Annotated in this window: 10 protein-coding genes; 3 read left to right on the top strand and 7 right to left on the bottom strand. The window is 61.5% G+C overall.

The features are described 5' to 3' along the window. The 3 genes from ACEW8N_RS00915 to ACEW8N_RS00905 form a co-directional block, all read right to left on the bottom strand. The coding region (locus tag ACEW8N_RS00915) for an FAD-dependent oxidoreductase (RefSeq protein WP_373497907.1) at nucleotides 1-1,393 on the bottom strand (1,393 nt) is incomplete at its 3' end. Continuing rightward, nucleotides 1,390-1,650 (bottom strand): sarcosine oxidase subunit delta, encoded by a 261-nt coding sequence (locus tag ACEW8N_RS00910; protein ID WP_373497906.1) that lies wholly within the window; start codon nucleotides 1,648-1,650, stop codon nucleotides 1,390-1,392. The genes ACEW8N_RS00910 and ACEW8N_RS00915, both read right to left, overlap by 4 nt. Before the next feature lie 70 nt (nucleotides 1,651-1,720). Next, nucleotides 1,721-2,944 (bottom strand): FAD-dependent oxidoreductase, encoded by a 1,224-nt coding sequence (locus ACEW8N_RS00905; RefSeq protein ID WP_373497905.1) that lies wholly within the window; start codon nucleotides 2,942-2,944, stop codon nucleotides 1,721-1,723. 182 nt (nucleotides 2,945-3,126) lie between these two features. Between ACEW8N_RS00905 and ACEW8N_RS00900 the strand changes: the two genes are divergently transcribed. From ACEW8N_RS00900 to ACEW8N_RS00890, 3 genes are all read left to right on the top strand, one after another. Beyond that, complete coding sequence (locus tag ACEW8N_RS00900) at nucleotides 3,127-3,444, top strand: hypothetical protein (protein WP_373497904.1); 318 nt, start codon at nucleotides 3,127-3,129, stop codon at nucleotides 3,442-3,444. 84 nt (nucleotides 3,445-3,528) lie between these two features. Continuing rightward, complete coding sequence (locus ACEW8N_RS00895) at nucleotides 3,529-4,416, top strand: MurR/RpiR family transcriptional regulator (RefSeq protein ID WP_373497903.1); 888 nt, start codon at nucleotides 3,529-3,531, stop codon at nucleotides 4,414-4,416. Nucleotides 4,417-4,570: 154 nt separating this feature from the next. Beyond that, a complete protein-coding gene (locus ACEW8N_RS00890) occupies nucleotides 4,571-6,082 on the top strand; it encodes a sigma-54 interaction domain-containing protein (RefSeq protein ID WP_373497902.1) in 1,512 nt (503 codons plus the stop codon). Between the two features lie 106 nt (nucleotides 6,083-6,188). Here the strand turns inward: ACEW8N_RS00890 and ACEW8N_RS00885 are convergent, their stop codons facing one another. The 4 genes from ACEW8N_RS00885 to ACEW8N_RS00870 all read right to left on the bottom strand — a co-directional run bounded on the left by ACEW8N_RS00885 (nucleotide 6,189) and on the right by ACEW8N_RS00870 (nucleotide 16,011). Continuing rightward, complete coding sequence (locus tag ACEW8N_RS00885; RefSeq protein WP_373497901.1) at nucleotides 6,189-14,939, bottom strand: GH36-type glycosyl hydrolase domain-containing protein; 8,751 nt, start codon at nucleotides 14,937-14,939, stop codon at nucleotides 6,189-6,191. Between the two features lie 13 nt (nucleotides 14,940-14,952). Further along, complete coding sequence (locus ACEW8N_RS00880) at nucleotides 14,953-15,144, bottom strand: Thivi_2564 family membrane protein (protein WP_373497900.1); 192 nt, start codon at nucleotides 15,142-15,144, stop codon at nucleotides 14,953-14,955. Between the two features lie 118 nt (nucleotides 15,145-15,262). Continuing rightward, complete coding sequence (locus tag ACEW8N_RS00875) at nucleotides 15,263-15,418, bottom strand: DUF3309 family protein (RefSeq protein ID WP_373497899.1); 156 nt, start codon at nucleotides 15,416-15,418, stop codon at nucleotides 15,263-15,265. 185 nt (nucleotides 15,419-15,603) lie between these two features. Then, on the bottom strand, nucleotides 15,604-16,011 hold the full coding sequence (locus ACEW8N_RS00870) for a BON domain-containing protein (protein WP_373497898.1): 408 nt from the start codon (nucleotides 16,009-16,011) through the stop codon (nucleotides 15,604-15,606). Nucleotides 16,012-16,424: the final 413 nt, after the last annotated feature.

Here is a 16,424-nt window from a genome sequence, read left to right as displayed (position 1 = left end):
CCTGGAGACCGGCCAGACGGCCCGAGGCCTCGATGGCGAGGGGGTCGCCCAGGCCCGTCATCCGACCGGCCACGGTCATCTTCTCGGGGAGCGCGGTAACCAGGAACCAGCCGGTATGCTGGTCATAGGAGGTCCTGGCCTGGGCCAGGGTCGCCGGCCCGGTTACCGGGGTCAGGCCGGCCGAGGCCACCAGGAGATCGCAGTCGAAATTGCGGGAGATGGTCCCGTCGACCGTGGCGAGCGTGACCCTCTTGACCGTTTTGCATCCGTGGGCCTTGGCGGCCACCCAACCCAGGAGCACGGGGATTTTCCGCTCCTTGAGGGCCAGCATCAGTTCGGGGCTCTGGCCATCCTCCCGGATGTCGGCGACGCAGGCGATCTTGAGGCCCAGGTCGAACAGATCGACGGCCGCCTCCAGTCCCAGGTCGTGTCCGACGCTGAAGACCGCCTGGGTGCCCGGCAGCAGGCCGTAGGTCCGGGCCATCCGGTGGGCGCAGGCCACCTGCATCACCCCGGGGCGCTCGTTGTTGTCGAAAAGGAGCGGGCGCTCGATGCAGCCGGTCGCCACGACGATGCCGGTGGCGCGGACCTCGATGTACCGCTCGTCGAAGCTGTCCCCGTCGCCGCCCACCTGGAAGGCCGTGACCAGGTTGTTGTTGTAGGTCCCGACGACGGACGCATGGACGAACACGCGGATGTTGGGGGTTTTTTCGACCTGGGCCGCGAGTTCCCGGGCCCTCTCGTACAGAGGCTTGCCGCCGTCGTAGGGGGCCGCGCGGTACTCGAAGCAGCCGCCGAGCCAGGGGCGGGATTCGATCAGGGCGACCCTCAGGCCCTTCTCCGCCGCCGCCAGGGCCGCCGTCATGCCGGCGGCGCCGCCGCCGATCACGCAGACATCCACCGTGGTGAAAACGTCGGTATAGGTCCCCGTCATCTCGAAATCCGCGGAAATCGCTCCGAGCCCGGCCGCCTTCCGGACCTGCTTCATGGCAATGGGCCATATCCACGCCGGCTTGTGCAGGGTCTTGTAGTAGAACCCCGCGGGCATCATCCAGTCGAGCTTGTCCATGAAGCCCATGAAATCCCGGTCGGCGGATCCCACGACATTCTGCTCCCGGACCTGCATCCCGTCCTTGAGGAGCAGGGTTTCCGCCCGCTGGTTGGGGATGCCGTCCACATCCATCATGGCGTTGCTGCATTCGCCGTCAAGGCTGTACAGGCCCCTGGGACGGTGGTATTTCAGGCTTCTGGCAAAGACCCGGACGCCGTTGGCATGGAGGGCCGTCGCCACCGTATCGCCTTTGACCCCCTGAAGGGTCCGGCCCCTGTAATTGAGGGATAATTTCTCCGAAGGGTTGATCCGCAGTGTCGGCAGTGTGTTGAGCCTGTTCATTCTGTTGCCTCCGGTGCTTCCACTTCAAGGTTGGTGACAGTGTTGCGATAGGTGGTGAACCAGGCGCCGCATCCGTCCCGGTGAAACCACCATTCCTTCTGAACGCCCGCGACACATTTGTTCATGTGCACATAGTCGCACCAGTTGCGCGGGGTAAGCCCTTCCTCGGCGGGCCGGGGGCCTTTGTCCTCGCCGCCGTACCGGAACTCGTAGCCGTTGCGCTTTCCGCAAATGGGGCAGGTGAGTGTCAATGACATAGCCAAATCTCCTTATAGAAAAATGCTGCGGGTGAGGGTCCACCCCAGCCGTTTTTGAATGGTCGGCCCCTTAGTTGTCGGGGGTATAGTTCACCAGCGCGGCCGTCTCTCCCATGAGCTGGTGCTTTTCGTACCGGCGCAGGTTGAAGGGTTTGAGGATGTCGGGGCAGTTGCTGGTGGCCATGAAGGCCGCCATGTGCCTGCCCGCAGCCGCACAGGATTTGAAGCCGAAGTATCCCCAGCCGCAGTTCATGTAGAATCCGTCGATGGGGTCGTTGCCTTCCATGATCGGGGCCATGTCGGGGGTCATGTCGGCCAGGCCGCCCCAGATGCGCATGAACTTGACCCCCCTGAGGCAGGGGAGAAATTCGGAGAGGGCCTGGGCCTGATGCTTGATGTAGTAGGCCGTGGTGAGGGTCGTATAGTTGGGCCACGGGTCCATGTGGGCGCCGGTGGCGATCTCGCCCTTGAGGGTCTGGTTGGCGTAGGCGTGGTAAGCGCCCGAGGAGACGACATGGTTCAGGATCGGCTTCAGGGGCTGGGTGACCATGGCCTGGATCGTCAGCACGCTGATGGGGAGCTTGATCCCGAGCATCTTGTTGATGATGCCTGCGGAGTAGCCGCCCGCGGACACCAGCACCCGGGGGGAGTGGATTTTGCCCCGGCTGGTCTCCACGCCGGTGATCCGGCCGTTTTCCATAAGGATGGCCGTGGCCTCGGTCTGCTGGTGAATCTCGGCGCCCAGCTTGACGGCGCCCTTGGCGAGACCCCAGACGACCGCGTCGTGGCGGAGGATGCCGCCGGGCGGATGGTACATGGCGCCGTGGATCGGGTAGGTGATGTCCTCCGAGATGTTGAGGGCCGGCACCATCTCCTTGATCTGCTTGGCATCGAGGAGGTGGCTCTCCACGCCGTGGAACTGGGCCGTGGCGACGTTCATCCGGGCCGCGTTCATGGCGGCTTCGCTGTGCATCAGGTTCAGGTTGCCGCAGTTGTTGAACATGAGGTTGAAATCGAGATCCCGGGTGAGCACCGGCCAGAGATCCAGGGCTTCCTTGTATAACGGAACGTTGAACTGGGTCCGCTGGTTGGCCCGGACGATCGCGGTGTTTCGGCCGGCGCCGCCGAACCCGATGTAGTTCTTCTCGATGACGGCCACATTTTTCATGCCGTGTTCCTTGGCCAGGAAATAGGCCGTTGCCAGGCCATGAAGCCCTCCGCCGATAATCACCGCGTCATAGCTGGATTTCAGGCGGGTCTTGTTGCCCCACAGGGGCTTGTACTTGCCAAACATAGGTTCCCCCTTGATCAATGGTAAAAAACGTTCCGTTGGGTGTCCGTATCGACTTGTTGAAAGATTTCCCCCAATAAAACCTGACGTTTCAGGATGTCAAAGCAACAAATATGCCATATACAGGAAATGCCGTACCCCCATCCCGGCTTCTCAACGCTGCCGGATCAGGATAACATTCCGGCATGACAGCTTTTTCGGAAAAAGATGGTCTCCCCTTCGGGGATCCGTCACCGGGCCGGAGGGCCCCCCAGAGTGAAAAAAATTTTTCAGCGATAGCAAAATTTACAGGCAGGAGTGAAAAATATTTTCCATCTCCATGCCGCGCCGGCGACTCCGGGAAAAATCGGGGTTCGGCGGGCGTTTTGCCCTCCGGAAAAAACAGATGCCGGGAAGCCGGGTTTGTGCCTTCTATCCTAAATGTAATGAATCCTGTCAAGAAAAAATTGAAAATGAAGCTGATTGGCTCAAAATATTTTTCGTTTGATAGATCAACTTATTGACAACATTATCGTTGCATATTATAAAGCCAAAAAGTCAAATGAAATATTTGTTTCACCACGGATTCATGTCTCAAGGACGCGTTGATGAACACCAACCTGTCACACCCGGTCATCCAGGATATCACCCGGCACCTGAACTCCCTCACGCCCAAGGGCCGCATCCTGGGAAACTACATCATCCAGAATCCCCGGAAGGCGGTTTTCATGACGACCAAGGAGCTGGCCGAGGCCTGCCGTGTCAGCGAGGCGACGGTGGTGCGCTTTGTCGGGAAACTGGGGTACACCGGCTACGGGGATTTCCTTCAGGCCTTGAGGGACTTTGTCGACACCGGCCTGAGCCTGCCGGACCGGGTGGACCTTCCGGGCATGAAGGGCGCCGGGACGGACCCCCTGCACCGGGTCCTGCTGGAGGAGATCAACAACCTCCGGCACCTCTACGAGTCGGCCGACAGGGAGGCCATCGCCCTGTTTGTGGAGCGTCTGGCCGCGAGCCCTTCGGTGTATGTCATCGGCTCCCGGGTCTCCTACACCTTCGCCTACTATCTGGGGTGGTCCCTGACCAAGGTCCGAAAAGGGGTGCACATCCTCAAAGGCAGCGACAGCACCGTCATCGACTGTCTCTCCAACGCTCCGGAAGGGGCCCTGACGGTCATAATCGCCACCTCCCGCTACCCCAACGAACTCATCAAGCTGGCAAGGGTCTCCCGTCGCCTCCACCAGACCCTTCTGGTCATCACCGACAGCAAGCTCTGCCCCCTGATCCAGTTCGCCGACAGGACGATCATCGCGCCGTCGCGGTCGATTCCGCTGATCGGCTATCCGGCGGCCATCTCCAGCATCATCAACTGCCTCATTCTCGAGCTGGCCAGCCGTCAGGACGCGGCGATGAAGCACCACCAGGAGCGGCTGGAGCAGGCCTATCTCGAAAACGACATCCTCTTCAACCCCCACACCCATGATCCCCGGGGGTAGCTGCCGCATTCTCTTCCTGTTGTCTTGATTCCCAGCGGATATCATGGTAGATCTCGTTTTGGAGAGGCGGGACACGGCGGCATTTTCCCGGAACCGAGCGGGATAACACCGCCCGGGCGGCTGCACGGGCCCCCGGGAGTGCAGGCAGGGCGTGATGAAAAAGCTTTCCCCGGAATCAGGGCAGGAACTGCTCGATCTGACCTACAGTGATTTTCTGGCCGTATTCGACAGGCTCAGTGCGGGCGTCATCGTCGTCAACCTGCGGGGCCGGATCATCTTCTACAACGACGGCATGGCGAAAATCGACGGTCTCGACAGGGCGTCGGTCCTCGGCAAGACACCCACCGAGGTCTACGACCTGACCCCGGAAACGAGCATGCTCGTCCAGTGCCTGAAAACCCGGCAGCCCATCATCGACCGACCGTTTTTCTACCGCACCCGGATGGGACGCGTCGCCAACACCATTCACAGCGTGTATCCGCTGTTCAAGAACCGATCCCTCAAGGGCGCGGTCTGCTTTGTCCGCGAATACAACGCCCTGGAGGAGACCCTGAGCCGGGTGTCCATGCCGCTGCCGAAATCCAACATAGGCAACGACACCCGCTACACCTTCTCCTGCATCATCGGGTCGGCCCCCGAGTTTCTGCAGGCCGTCAACACCGCCATGATGGCCGCCGGCACGCCTTCGCCGGTCATGCTCTACGGCGAAACCGGGACCGGAAAGGAGTTGTTCGCCCAGGCCATTCACAACCAGAGCAGCCGAAGCAAGGCCAGGTTCACCGCGATCAACTGCGCCGCGATCCCTGAAAATCTCCTGGAGGGGATCCTCTTCGGAACCTCCAAAGGCGCCTTTACCGGGGCCCAGGACAAGCCGGGGCTTTTTGAGCGGACCGGCGGCGGGACCGTCTTCCTCGACGAACTCAATTCCATGCCCCTGAGCCTTCAGGCCAAGATCCTCCGGGTGCTTCAGGAACGGAAGGTCCGCCGCCTCGGTTCGTTCGCGGAGACCTGTGTGGACCTCAAGATCATCTCCTCCGTGAACCGGCAGCCCCATCTGGCAATCTCCGAGAATTCCCTTCGGCCCGATCTCTTCTATCGCCTGGGGGTCGTCTTCATCCCCATCCCGCCGCTGAGGGACCGCAGGGAGGATATCGAGTCCCTCACCCGCCATTTCATGGAAAAGCACAGCCGGTCCCTCGGCAGGAATCCCGCCGCCTTCTCCAGCGAGGTCATGGCATGCTTCAGGGCCTATCACTGGCCGGGGAACGTCCGCGAGCTGGAGCACGTCATCGAAGGGGCGCTGAACCTTGTCGGGCCGGGAGACGTCATCGCGCTGGACCACCTCCGGTCCCATCTGCCGACCTGGTACCGGATGATGAACCAGTCCTCGGCGCCCGACAGCCATTTTTCCGGCCACCTCCCCGAACCGGAGGCGGACGACGAATGGCCTCTCCCGGAAGCGTCGGACGGCCGCGACCCCCCCGCCGCACGCCGGGCGAAAAGCCTCCTCCGGACCCAGGAGGAACGGGAACGCCGGCTCATCGCCGGGGCACTCCAGGCATTCAAGGGAAATGTCACCCAGGCAGCCCGGAGCATGGGGATCTCCCGCCAGCTTCTGCACTACAAGATGAAAAAGCACCGGATCGCCCGATCGAGCTTTGCCTGAAACAACGGGATCAGCCCGGGATGGCCGCCTCCCTTCCGTGAAGAATTCGATTTTTTCCTTCATGGGGCATGCAGGGGCCTTTTGGATCGGTCCCGCAGGCGGGCGCTCAGCCGCCTGCAGCAGGCATTCTCACCTCGACCGAGTGTTCCTGATGGTCGTCAACCAGAGGGATGGACTTGTCGGGCTGCTCGACGCCGTCCAGGCGGACGCGCATCTCACCGCTCCCGGCGGGCGTCTGCCTGATATCGATATGGTAGACCGTTTCCCGATGGCGGTAGTGCATCTTGAACCCCTTCCAGTCCGCGGGGAGGCACGGAGCAATACGCAGCTTATCCACTTCGAGGGTGAGCCCCAGGAGGGATTCCACGATCAGCCGGTACATCCAGGCGGCCGAGCCCGTGTACCATGTCCAGCCGCCGCGGCCGGTATGCGGCGGCACCGCATAGACGTCGGCGGCAACGACGTAGGGTTCCACCTTGTAGACGGCCGTCTCCTCGGCAGACCTGGCATGGTTCACCGGGTTGATCATGGTGAAGAGTTCCCAGGCGCGCCGGTTGTCTCCCAGGCGGGCGAAGGCCATGGCCGCCCAGATGGCCGCATGGGTATACTGCCCGCCGTTTTCTCTGACGCCCGGGACGTACCCTTTGATGTAGCCGGGATTCATCTCCGACGTGTCGAAGGGCGGATCCAGCAGTTGGATCAGCCCATGCTCGCGGCGAACGAGGCGCTCGTCCACGGCCGCCATGGCCATGCGCGATCGCTCAGGGTCCCCCGCACCCGATAGAACAGCCCAGCTCTGGGCAATGGAATCAATCCGGCATTCCGTGTTGGTCGCCGATCCAAGCGGCGAGCCGTCGTCGAACCAGGCCCGGCGGTACCAATCGCCGTCCCAGCCATGTTTCTCGATATTGCGGCGCAGCCCCGCCGCCTCCCGCTCGCAACGCTCGGCAAAAGCATCGTCGCCATGCGTCCGGGCAGCCTTGGTGAAGCGCATGAGCACTTCATACAGGAAAAATCCCAGCCATACACTTTCGCCTTTGCCCTGCGCGCCCACCAGGTTCATACCGTCGTTCCAGTCACCGGAGCCCATGAGCGGCAGGCCGTGCTCACCGAATTTGAGGCCGTTCAGGATGGCCCGGACACAGTGTTCATAAAGGCTCGCCGACTCTTCAGAGCGGCCGGGAAGATCGTAATAGGATTCTTCATCCGCATTTACAGGCCGGCCCTGGAGGAAGTGGACGGGTTCGTCCAATACCCCGGTGTCCCCGGTGGCGGCGACATAGCGGCACGTGGCCAGCACCAGCCAGAGGTAATCGTCGGAGCATTTCGTACGCGCACCCCGCCCTGCCGGGGGATGCCACCAATGCTGCACATCCCCTTCCACGAATTGACGGGATGCGCACAGGAGCAGGTGTTCGCGCACGAGATGCGGCCTGGCGTAGATGAGCGCCATCACGTCCTGCAGCTGGTCGCGGAAACCGAAGGCGCCGCCCGACTGGTAGGTTGCATTTCGGGCCCAGAGGCGGCACGCCAGGGTCTGGTACAGGAGCCAGCCGTTGGCCAGCACGTTGAGTGCCGGGTCGGGGGTTTCCACATTGACCGCGCCGAGGGTGTGTGCCCAGTGCTGCCACACCGTTTCGAGGGCGCCGCGGGCAGCGGTTGACCCTCGAAAGCGATGGACCAGGTTTTCTGCATCAGCGGCGTTCCGCCCCGCACCGAGTCTGAAGACGATCTCATGTTCCTGCCCGGCGGCCAGATTGAAGCTGACCTGGATCGCGGCGCAGGGGTCGAATGCCGCCCCCACCTTTCCGGAAAGGCGCGTGCGCGTCATGGCGGCGGGAGCGCCTATCGACCCGTTGCGCCCCAGGAATTCCGTCCGATCGCCGCTCACGGTGCGGGTCATATCGTCCACGTCGAAGAACGCGGTTCGGTCGGGGAATTCGGTGTTGTAGGGGTTTCGCGCAAAGAGCGCGCCGCTCGCCGGGTCGATTTCGGTGATCACGTGCATGGCCGATTTTGGCCGCAGGTCGCCCAGCACCCATTCCACATATCCGGTGGCAGAGAGACGGCGGGGCCTTTCCGACTCGTTTCGCACCCGGAGCACCGTGAATTTGACCGGTGCGTCCAGAGCAACATAGACCCACATCTCCGAGCGGATGCCGCGTTCGGTGTGTTCAAAGACGCAGTAGCCGAATCCCTGCCGGGTGACGTAAGGCGTCGCCCCCCGACAGGGCAGCGGCGCGGGCGACCAGAAGTGGCCGCGCTCTTCATCCCGGAGGTAGAATGCCTCTCCTCTCGAATCGCTCACGGGGTCGTTCCCCCAGGGGGTGAGGCGGAACTCGTGGGCATTCTCGCTCCAGGTGGCGGCAAGACCGCTCTCCGAAACCACGCTTCCGAAATGAGGGTTGGCCAGCACATTCACCCAGGGCGCCGGCGTCAACTGCCCTGCGGCTGTGGTCATGACATACTCGCGTCCATCCGGGGTGAACCCGCCCAGCCCGTTGAAAAACGTCAGATCGTGGCGCGGCTGCGGCATAACCGCCAGGGGCTCGGAGCGGTGGGTCCGGGTCGGGGCAAGGAGGGGCGCGGACCCTTCCAACAGAATGCGGCCGTCGATCTGGTCCGCCAGCGTTCCCCGGCTGTCGGCGATGATGGCGCGGGCGACCGCCTGGAACAGGATGCGGTCCTCCTCCCCGATCTGGTCTGCGGATCTCACGAAAATGCCGCCGGGTCGATCGGCAACGCCCGCTTCGATGCCTGCGGCAATGAGCGCCATGATCTGGTCGTGGAGGAGCTGCCGGTAACCGGCGCGATCCTCGTTCCAGATCACCAGGTCCACCGCCAGCCCTTTGAGGCGCCAGTACCCGTGGGCCTGAACGAGTTGGCGCACCAGGTCGATATTGCCCGGATTTTCAATCTGGAGAAGCACAATCGGTAAATCGCCTGAGATGGCGTATCCCCAGAGACCGGACTGCCCCCGGCGGTTCTGGATGAGGACGCCCGGGTCGGCGCGAAGCGCTGCATTGGCGTAGAGAATAGCGCCGGCAAGGCGCCCGTAGAGCTGCGCATCGGTTTCCGAGGCATTGAACTGGCGGAGCAGCACCTGGCCATGGGTCCATGCCAGATCGAAGACGCGATCCGCCAGGCGCCGATCCTGGTATTTTTTCACCAGGTGCATAGCGGCATCACGGGTTTCACCGATGCCGGAGACCATGTTGATCGTTGCCGATGCTTCCGGATCCAGGGTTATCCGGGTGCGGATGGCGACAATCGGATCGATCACGGAGCCCTCGCTGCCCGAGAGCGCCCCGGTGAAAAACACCCCCCCGCCCATCGCCTGGGGATCGGAGGCGGTGTTTCCGCGGCCGATGAACTGCATGCGGTCGGTCTCGTAGGAGACCTCTCCGATCTCCGCCCCGTGCACGGCCATCAGGTGGAACATCCAGGGCGCCCGCTCCCCCTGGGAACGGGGCCGGCGAGTGCAGAGAATCGCCCGCTGCCCCCGGATGATCTCGGTCTGCACAAAGAGATTGCTGAACGCCGGGTGCTGGGCGTCCGCGGCCGGCGGCGCCAGGACCACTTCCGCGTAACTGGTCACGTCGATCGCCCGGCGGGTCCGCGCGCGGTTGGTAATGCGGACGCGCCGCAGCTCGATGTCGTCCTCGGGCGAGACGGCGATCTCGGTGTGGGTGTCATAGTCGTGGTCGCTGCGCCGGAACTCGGCTCGCCCTTCCGAGAAGATCGCCTCAAAATGCTTCGATCGTTTGAGCGTCGGCTGATATGCGGTTGACCAGAACTCACGGGCGGCCACATCGGCGATGTAACAGAAGGTGCCCCAGTTGTCACAGGTGCGGTCTTCGCGCCAGCGGGTGACGGCGATGTCCTTCCAGCGGCTGTAACCGCCGCCGGCATTGGTGATCATGACGTGGTATCTGCCGTTCGAGAGCAACTGCACTTCCGGGTTCGGCGTGTCGGGGCTGCTGAAAACGCGTATCGGCGTCTCCGAAGCGCCGGAAGTCCAGGGGTGCTCCGAGAACTCGGCCGTGTGCGCATAGAACGCCGTCGCCTTGGGGATTCGCTCCTGAAGCAGCAGTATGGTCGCCTGGAACATGGGTTCCGACTCAAATCGCTTCTGCATCGGGCGGCCTAAAAGTAAATGGGTCAAAGACAGGAGGCTCATTCCCTGGTGATGGGCCATGAAGGACCGGATTACGGCCTTTGACTGGCCGCGGGGGATACGGGACGGCGTGTAGTCGATCGCCTCGTAGAAGCCATACCGGGTTTCAAAGCCTTCGGCAGCCAGTCGCTCGAGGTTCCGACACGCCTCCTCGGGCGCCACCATCAGCGCAAGGGCCGAGGCATAGGGCGCAATCACCAGGTCCTCGGCGAGCCCTCGTTTGAGCCCCAGGCCGGGCACACCGAAGGCGCGGTATTGGTAGTTGAGATGCACATCGATGGCGTTGTAGCCGCATTCCGAAATGCCCCACGGGACGGCGCGCGTTTTCCCGTAGTCGATCTGCCTGGCCACAGCCGCCCGGCAGGTCTGGTCGAGCAGGGTGTGTTCGTAGGTCGGCATCACCAGAAGCGGCATCAGGTATTCAAACATCGAACCGCTCCACGAAAGGAGGATGGGTTCGCCGCCGGCGATGGTGAGCAGACGCCCCAGGGCGAACCAGCTCTCCTGCGGGAGTTGTCCCTGGGCGATCGCCACGAAAGTGGCAAACCGCGCTTCCGAAGCCAGAAGATCATAGTAACTGGCGTCCAGGCGGAAGTCCCCCACATTGTAGCCGATCGCCAGCAGATGACGCGTCTCATCATACAGAAAGTCATATTCCATCCGGGCGAGCGCGTCGCATTGCAGGGCAAGTCCGTTGACAGCCGCCATCCTGGTTTCGGCGCGCCGGCCGGCTTCCGTGATGAGGCGTTGGAGTTCACCGAGCCGGGCGCTTTCCGCCGGCGTGGCGGCAGCGTCCTGCCGATCCCTGATCGCAGAAAGGTGTTTGGACTCGAACGCCGCCAGTTCGCGAAGTGTCGGGATCTCGTCGAAATCGGGAAACTCTCCGAGGCTGGTCTGAGCAGACAGGAGTTCTGTCCATGGAGCGAGAAACGTGAGTTCATCTGCGGCGTCCCGGCATTGTGCGGCGAACGCACGGGCCCACCACCGCAGTTGGCTTTCAGGGTCGGAATCGAGCGCTTCGATGGCGGCGACCAGCCCCGCGCCGGACGCTGCCATCCGATCCAGGCACAGCCGCGAAGCCGAAAGCGTGGCGGGTTGGGAGTGGGTCGCGGACGCCAGGTCCCGCTCAAGTTGAGCGAGCCGCGAGCCTATGTCCGGAGCGGCTTCCGCCGCTGCGTCCATGACGATCCTGAGCGTGTCGCCCAAGCCTTCAAAGAATCGCGTTCCCGGGACCCTGTCATCGGGAAGGGCAAGCAGGGCCTGCCGCAGTGTCAGGAGATGGCCTCCAAGATTTCCGCTGTCCACCGACGAAATGTAGAGGGGCGACAGCGGCTTCAGGGATTGGGTGTCGTACCAGTTATAGAAATGGCCCCGATGTCGATCCAGGGCTTCCATGGTGCGGAGGGTGTTTGCAGTGCGTTCGATCAACCGTCCGGATGAGATGTAGCCGAAATCGGCTGCGGATACATTCGCCAGCAGCGCAAGGCCCATGTTGGTGGGCGAGGTGCGATGGGCGGTCACCGCAGCGGGATGCTCCTGATGGTTGTCCGGCGGCAGCCAGTGATCTTCCGGGCCGACGAAGGTCTCGAAGAATGCCCAGGTTTTCCGGGAAATCTTCCGCAGAAAGAGGATCTGCTCCGTCGTCAGCTTCTCTCTGCGGTGAACGAGCGGGCGGCTGATCCACCAGGCGATGGCGGGGGAGGCAAACCAGAGGCCCAGGATGGGCCCGGCCGAGACCAGCGCGGTCGGCCGCAACAGCGCGAGAGTCATCGCCGCTGCAGCGGCAATGACCGGGGCGATCCACATGGTCCGAAACGAGCCGGCGAGGCCCGTGCGGCTCTTTTGATTCGATTCGTGCGACGGAATCCATTCGAGAAGCCGCCTGCGCGTGATCAGCATCCGCCAGACCGTTCGCATCACCGCATCCAGACTGAAAAACGCTTCGTATGGCAGGCATGCGAGCGTGAATGCAGCCTGAGCCAAATGCCGGCGGGCCGAGCGCACCGAGGCGGCGAGGTGCTGCGCCAGGGTCACATCGACCGGCTTCTGAAGCAGACTCACGGCAGAGGCCATCACGGAAGGAATCAAAATGATGCCGATCACCGCCGCGGTCCAGAACCAGGCCGACGGCAGCACGGTCCAGCCCAGCAGCAGCACGAGCGTCAACGCCGCGGCCGTCAGGCTGCGCCGCAGGTTGTCAAAAATCTTCCAGCGGGACAGCATCGAAAGCGGATTTTCCCGCCGGCGGGCATCGGGGCCGGGAACACCCGGAAACAGCCAGCGCGCAATCTGCCAGTCGCCGCGAATCCAGCGATGCCGGCGGCTCACATCTTCACTGTAGCGGGCTGGGTATTCCTCGTATACCTGTACGTCGGTCAACAGGCCGGACCGGGCGTAACAGCCTTCCAGAAGATCGTGGCTGAGGATCCGGTTGTCGGGGAAACTCCCCCCCAACGCCCGCATAAAAGCATCCACCTCATAGACGCCCTTGCCGATGAACGAGCCTTCGCCGAACAGGTCCTGATAAACATCGGAAACGGCGCGGGTATAGGGGTCGATGCCGAACTCACTGGCGCACAGGCGGGCATACCGCGTCCGGTTCGCGCCGGACAGGCTCACCGCCACCCGCGGCTGGAGAATGCCGTACCCCGCAACGACACGCTGCCGCTCTTCGTCGTAGTGCGCACGATTCAGCGGATGCGCCATGGCGCCCACAAACCGCCACGCCGAATCGCGCGCCAGTTGCGTATCGGTATCCAGGGTGATCACGTACTTCACATCCGAAAGGACGGACGCGTCACCCACGACGAGCGCGAAGCGGTCACGGGATCCGCCGCGCAGAAGCCCGTTCAAATCCGCGAGCTTGCCGCGCTTGCGTTCGTAACCCATCCAGATCCGGTCCTGCGGATTCCATCGACGCGGGCGATGGAACAGGAAGAAGGGTTCGTTTTCCGGGCTCCGGTACTTTTTGTTCAGCGCTTCGATTCTCTGCCGGGCCAGTTGCAGCAGGGGTTCGTCCTCCGGCAGCGTTTCCTCGTCGGCGTCGTGAAAATCCGTGAGCAGTCCGAAGTGGAGGTGATCATCCCGATTTGCCAGGAAGCGGACTTCCAGCCCCTCGATCAGGTCTTCGATGTTCTGCGTGCCCGTGAGCATCGTCGGCACCACAACCAGGGTTCGCAATTCCTGCGGGATCCCTTTGGAGAAATCCATGCGCGGCAGCGGGCGCGGCGTCGCCAGCAACGTCGCCAGCCAGTTCACCAGCGCGACCGACAGATGACCGGCGCACAGAAGCGTCAGCAGGGCGACCGGCCCGATCGCCCAGCCATGCAACCCGTCGGCATGGGCCTTCGCCGTTAAACCCACGCCGAAAACCGCCGTCATCGTCAGGATGGTGCCGCCATAGAGCAGCAGCGGAAAATGACGGCTGAGCCTGCATAACCCCCGGATCAGCGATACATGCACCTCCGCCGTTCGTTCGAGCTGCCCCAGACCCTTGTCGATCAGGTAGAACCCGACGTGGGCTTCGCGGTCGTCGTCGCCGTTTCGAGCCGCTCCCTCCTGCGCGAGCCGGATCGCTTTTCGCGCCACCTCGCTTTCGGAGTGGGGACTGCGCTTCGCAATTTTCTCCACGACATGGCGGTAGTGATCCCGGGTGGCAAAATCCATCCTGCCGTAGACATTGCCGGGATCCTCCCCCAGGGTCTGCTCGACCATGCTCATCGTCTCGACGAAATCGCACCAGTCCCTTGCGGCCAGAAAACGGAGGCTGCCGATGCTGTTGCTCATCGAGACCTGATCCGCAGCCTGTTGCTGATTTTCTGCGCGCACCAACTGCTCGATGGTCAAGCCGGATTCGGACAGCCGCTGTTCAATCCAGGTGAGGGGAAGCACCAAAGCAGGCCCCTGGCTCTGCAGGCGGCGTGTGAACTCCGCAACAAACGCGCTCGCCATCGGGGGGTTCGACCGTGCCATGTCCGCGACCGCAAGAATCAGGCTCTTCGGGTCCTTCTCGGCGATCTCCGTCATCTGGTCGGCCCAATAGTTGGCGCGGTTTCGGTCGATTCTGTCGACGGCGATCCGGGCCGCAACCCGCCTTAGATTCTCGATCAAGGCCAGACGCAGCATGATGGGGATGGCCCAGAGTTCACCCAATTTCAACGTGGTGACTGACTGATAGGCGGCTACGAAGCTGCCGAGGTTTTCCGGATCGACCCGCCCGTCGGCGTGCGAGATTGTCTCGAGGGCGATGTCATACACCCGCGGAAGCCCCGCCGAAGGACCGTTTTGCAGACGCGGCAGCTCACGGCTGTAGGACTTGGGCAAGTGCCGCTTCGCCGTTCGAATCTGTTCCCCAATCAGATAGAAGTTGTCTAGCAGCCATTCCCCGGCCGGTGCGATCAGGCGTTTCGCCTTGACCGCCTCCGTCAGCAGATCGCAGGCGCCGATCAGAACGACTTCATTCTCGCCCAGCCGGGACAACAGCCGATCCGGTGCGCGCCCGGGACTCAGCTCGTGCGTGCCGGCCAGGGTCTTGCCATGATGTTTCATCTGGTCGCTGCTGAACAGCTCCGCTCGCAGCGGCGGTTCACAGACCACGCACTTTTGCGTCAGATCTTTTCTGCGGAGATATTCCGTCAAATGAAACAAGGTTCCCCTGACAGTCGCGCTGTTCACCTTCATTCTTGATGTTTCCTTACCTGCCGATACGGAGCCCGGAAAGCGAACCAATGACCCCAAAGACATTCAACAGCCAAAGGATCACGGCAATCACCACGACGATATTCAGAATGCTCTTGATTTTATGATCCATCGGTATGTAGTTGTTGATCAGCCAGAGGATCACCCCGACAACAATCAATATGATAATCAAATTAATTAACGACATACTTTCCCCCTTTCATGCCCGAAACCTGTCGCCCCGAAAATCCCGACCGAAACGGAACCCGTCGGTTCCAACTTTTACGGATGACGGCGTTACCCTTTCCGACGCGGACACGCCTATGTCAAATACGACCCAACAGCAGAAGCAGTAACACGATCAAGAGGATCAGCCCCAAACCGCCGCTGGGATAATATCCCCACGCCCGGCTGTGCGGCCAGGTCGGGAGCGCGCCAATGAGTAGAAGAACCAGTAAAATGAGAAGAATTGTTCCTAACATATTGTCTTTCCTTTCTGCTGAAATCTCCGGGTGTGTTTCCCCCGGGAAGGGTTGATTCGAAGCCCGACCTGTTCCTGCCGTTCCCGCGAAGAATCTGGGAACGACAGGAAATGGATTTCCGCTTATACATTGTTTGCACGTAAATTTTCGCATTGAAGGATCAGATCCCAATGCGTCCTCTTGTATCAGTTGGTCTTGACGACAAGACCGTTTTCAATCGATTTGACACTCTTGACACTCCGGACGATTTCCATCGCCCTGTCGATACTCTGCTGAGACTCAACGACGCCGCTCAGATTTACCGCGCCGTTTGTCGTGGTCACGTTGATCTCGGACACTTTCAGCAACGGGTCGCCCAGAATATCCATCTTGATCTTGGCTGTAATTGCGGCATCATCCATGTATTCCGCAGTTTCTTCAGCTTTCTCGCTTACCGCTTCCCCTGCTTTTTCAGCTTGTTCGCTCACTTTTTCAGCCGCTTGATCCACTTTTTTCCCTGCCTTTTCGGCGGTTCCCTCTTGTTGACAACCGGGCAGTACGAGAGCAAAGGACAATAAAAGCACGATGAAAAATCCCCTGTGTAATAAACTCATTTTCAATCTCCTTTCGCGACGATCGCTTAATTAAAAAAATACTTTTTTTGAACAAAAACATCTGGTTCACGCAATCAGACATCGGTGTATCGATTTCATTCGCACGAATGATCAGAATCGAACTCCTTGCAGTTCTCTTACGGCGTTGTATCCCCTCCTACTTTAAAACCCCCCAGTCCTGCAGCTCTTTTGCCGCCTCACTGGGTTTGATGCCGCATGTTATTTGAATCTGTCCGAGGAGTTGATCACGCCGTGTAGCGCGTTTCTTTATATTGCCTGAAAAACGCCAAAAATTATCGCGGTCGGCTACCCTGTGGAACGATGGCTGGGGATGTGAGCATGAGAAAAGATCTTTCCATCAGACAGCAGGAACCGCCCGATGCCTCCAATCCTCCTCCCCCCCTTTGGGGGGG

The organism is Desulfococcus sp., assembly GCF_041737845.1.
Taxonomy (GTDB): domain Bacteria; phylum Desulfobacterota; class Desulfobacteria; order Desulfobacterales; family Desulfococcaceae; genus Desulfococcus.
This window is presented reverse-complemented; position numbering and strand designations above follow the sequence as displayed.

Bases quoted from the DNA above. Each gene is read 5' to 3' on its own strand.
- ACEW8N_RS00910 (WP_373497906.1), bottom strand. From the start codon at position 1,650: ATGTCATTGACACTCACCTGCCCCATTTGCGGAAAGCGCAACGGCTAC.
- ACEW8N_RS00885 (WP_373497901.1), bottom strand. From the start codon at position 14,939: ATGAAGGTGAACAGCGCGACTGTCAGGGGAACCTTGTTTCATTTGACG.
- ACEW8N_RS00900 (WP_373497904.1), top strand. From the start codon at position 3,127: ATGACAGCTTTTTCGGAAAAAGATGGTCTCCCCTTCGGGGATCCGTCA.
- ACEW8N_RS00905 (WP_373497905.1), bottom strand. From the start codon at position 2,944: ATGTTTGGCAAGTACAAGCCCCTGTGGGGCAACAAGACCCGCCTGAAA.
- ACEW8N_RS00895 (WP_373497903.1), top strand. From the start codon at position 3,529: ATGAACACCAACCTGTCACACCCGGTCATCCAGGATATCACCCGGCAC.
- ACEW8N_RS00880 (WP_373497900.1), bottom strand. From the start codon at position 15,144: ATGTCGTTAATTAATTTGATTATCATATTGATTGTTGTCGGGGTGATC.
- ACEW8N_RS00890 (WP_373497902.1), top strand. From the start codon at position 4,571: ATGAAAAAGCTTTCCCCGGAATCAGGGCAGGAACTGCTCGATCTGACC.
- ACEW8N_RS00875 (WP_373497899.1), bottom strand. From the start codon at position 15,418: ATGTTAGGAACAATTCTTCTCATTTTACTGGTTCTTCTACTCATTGGC.
- ACEW8N_RS00870 (WP_373497898.1), bottom strand. From the start codon at position 16,011: ATGAGTTTATTACACAGGGGATTTTTCATCGTGCTTTTATTGTCCTTT.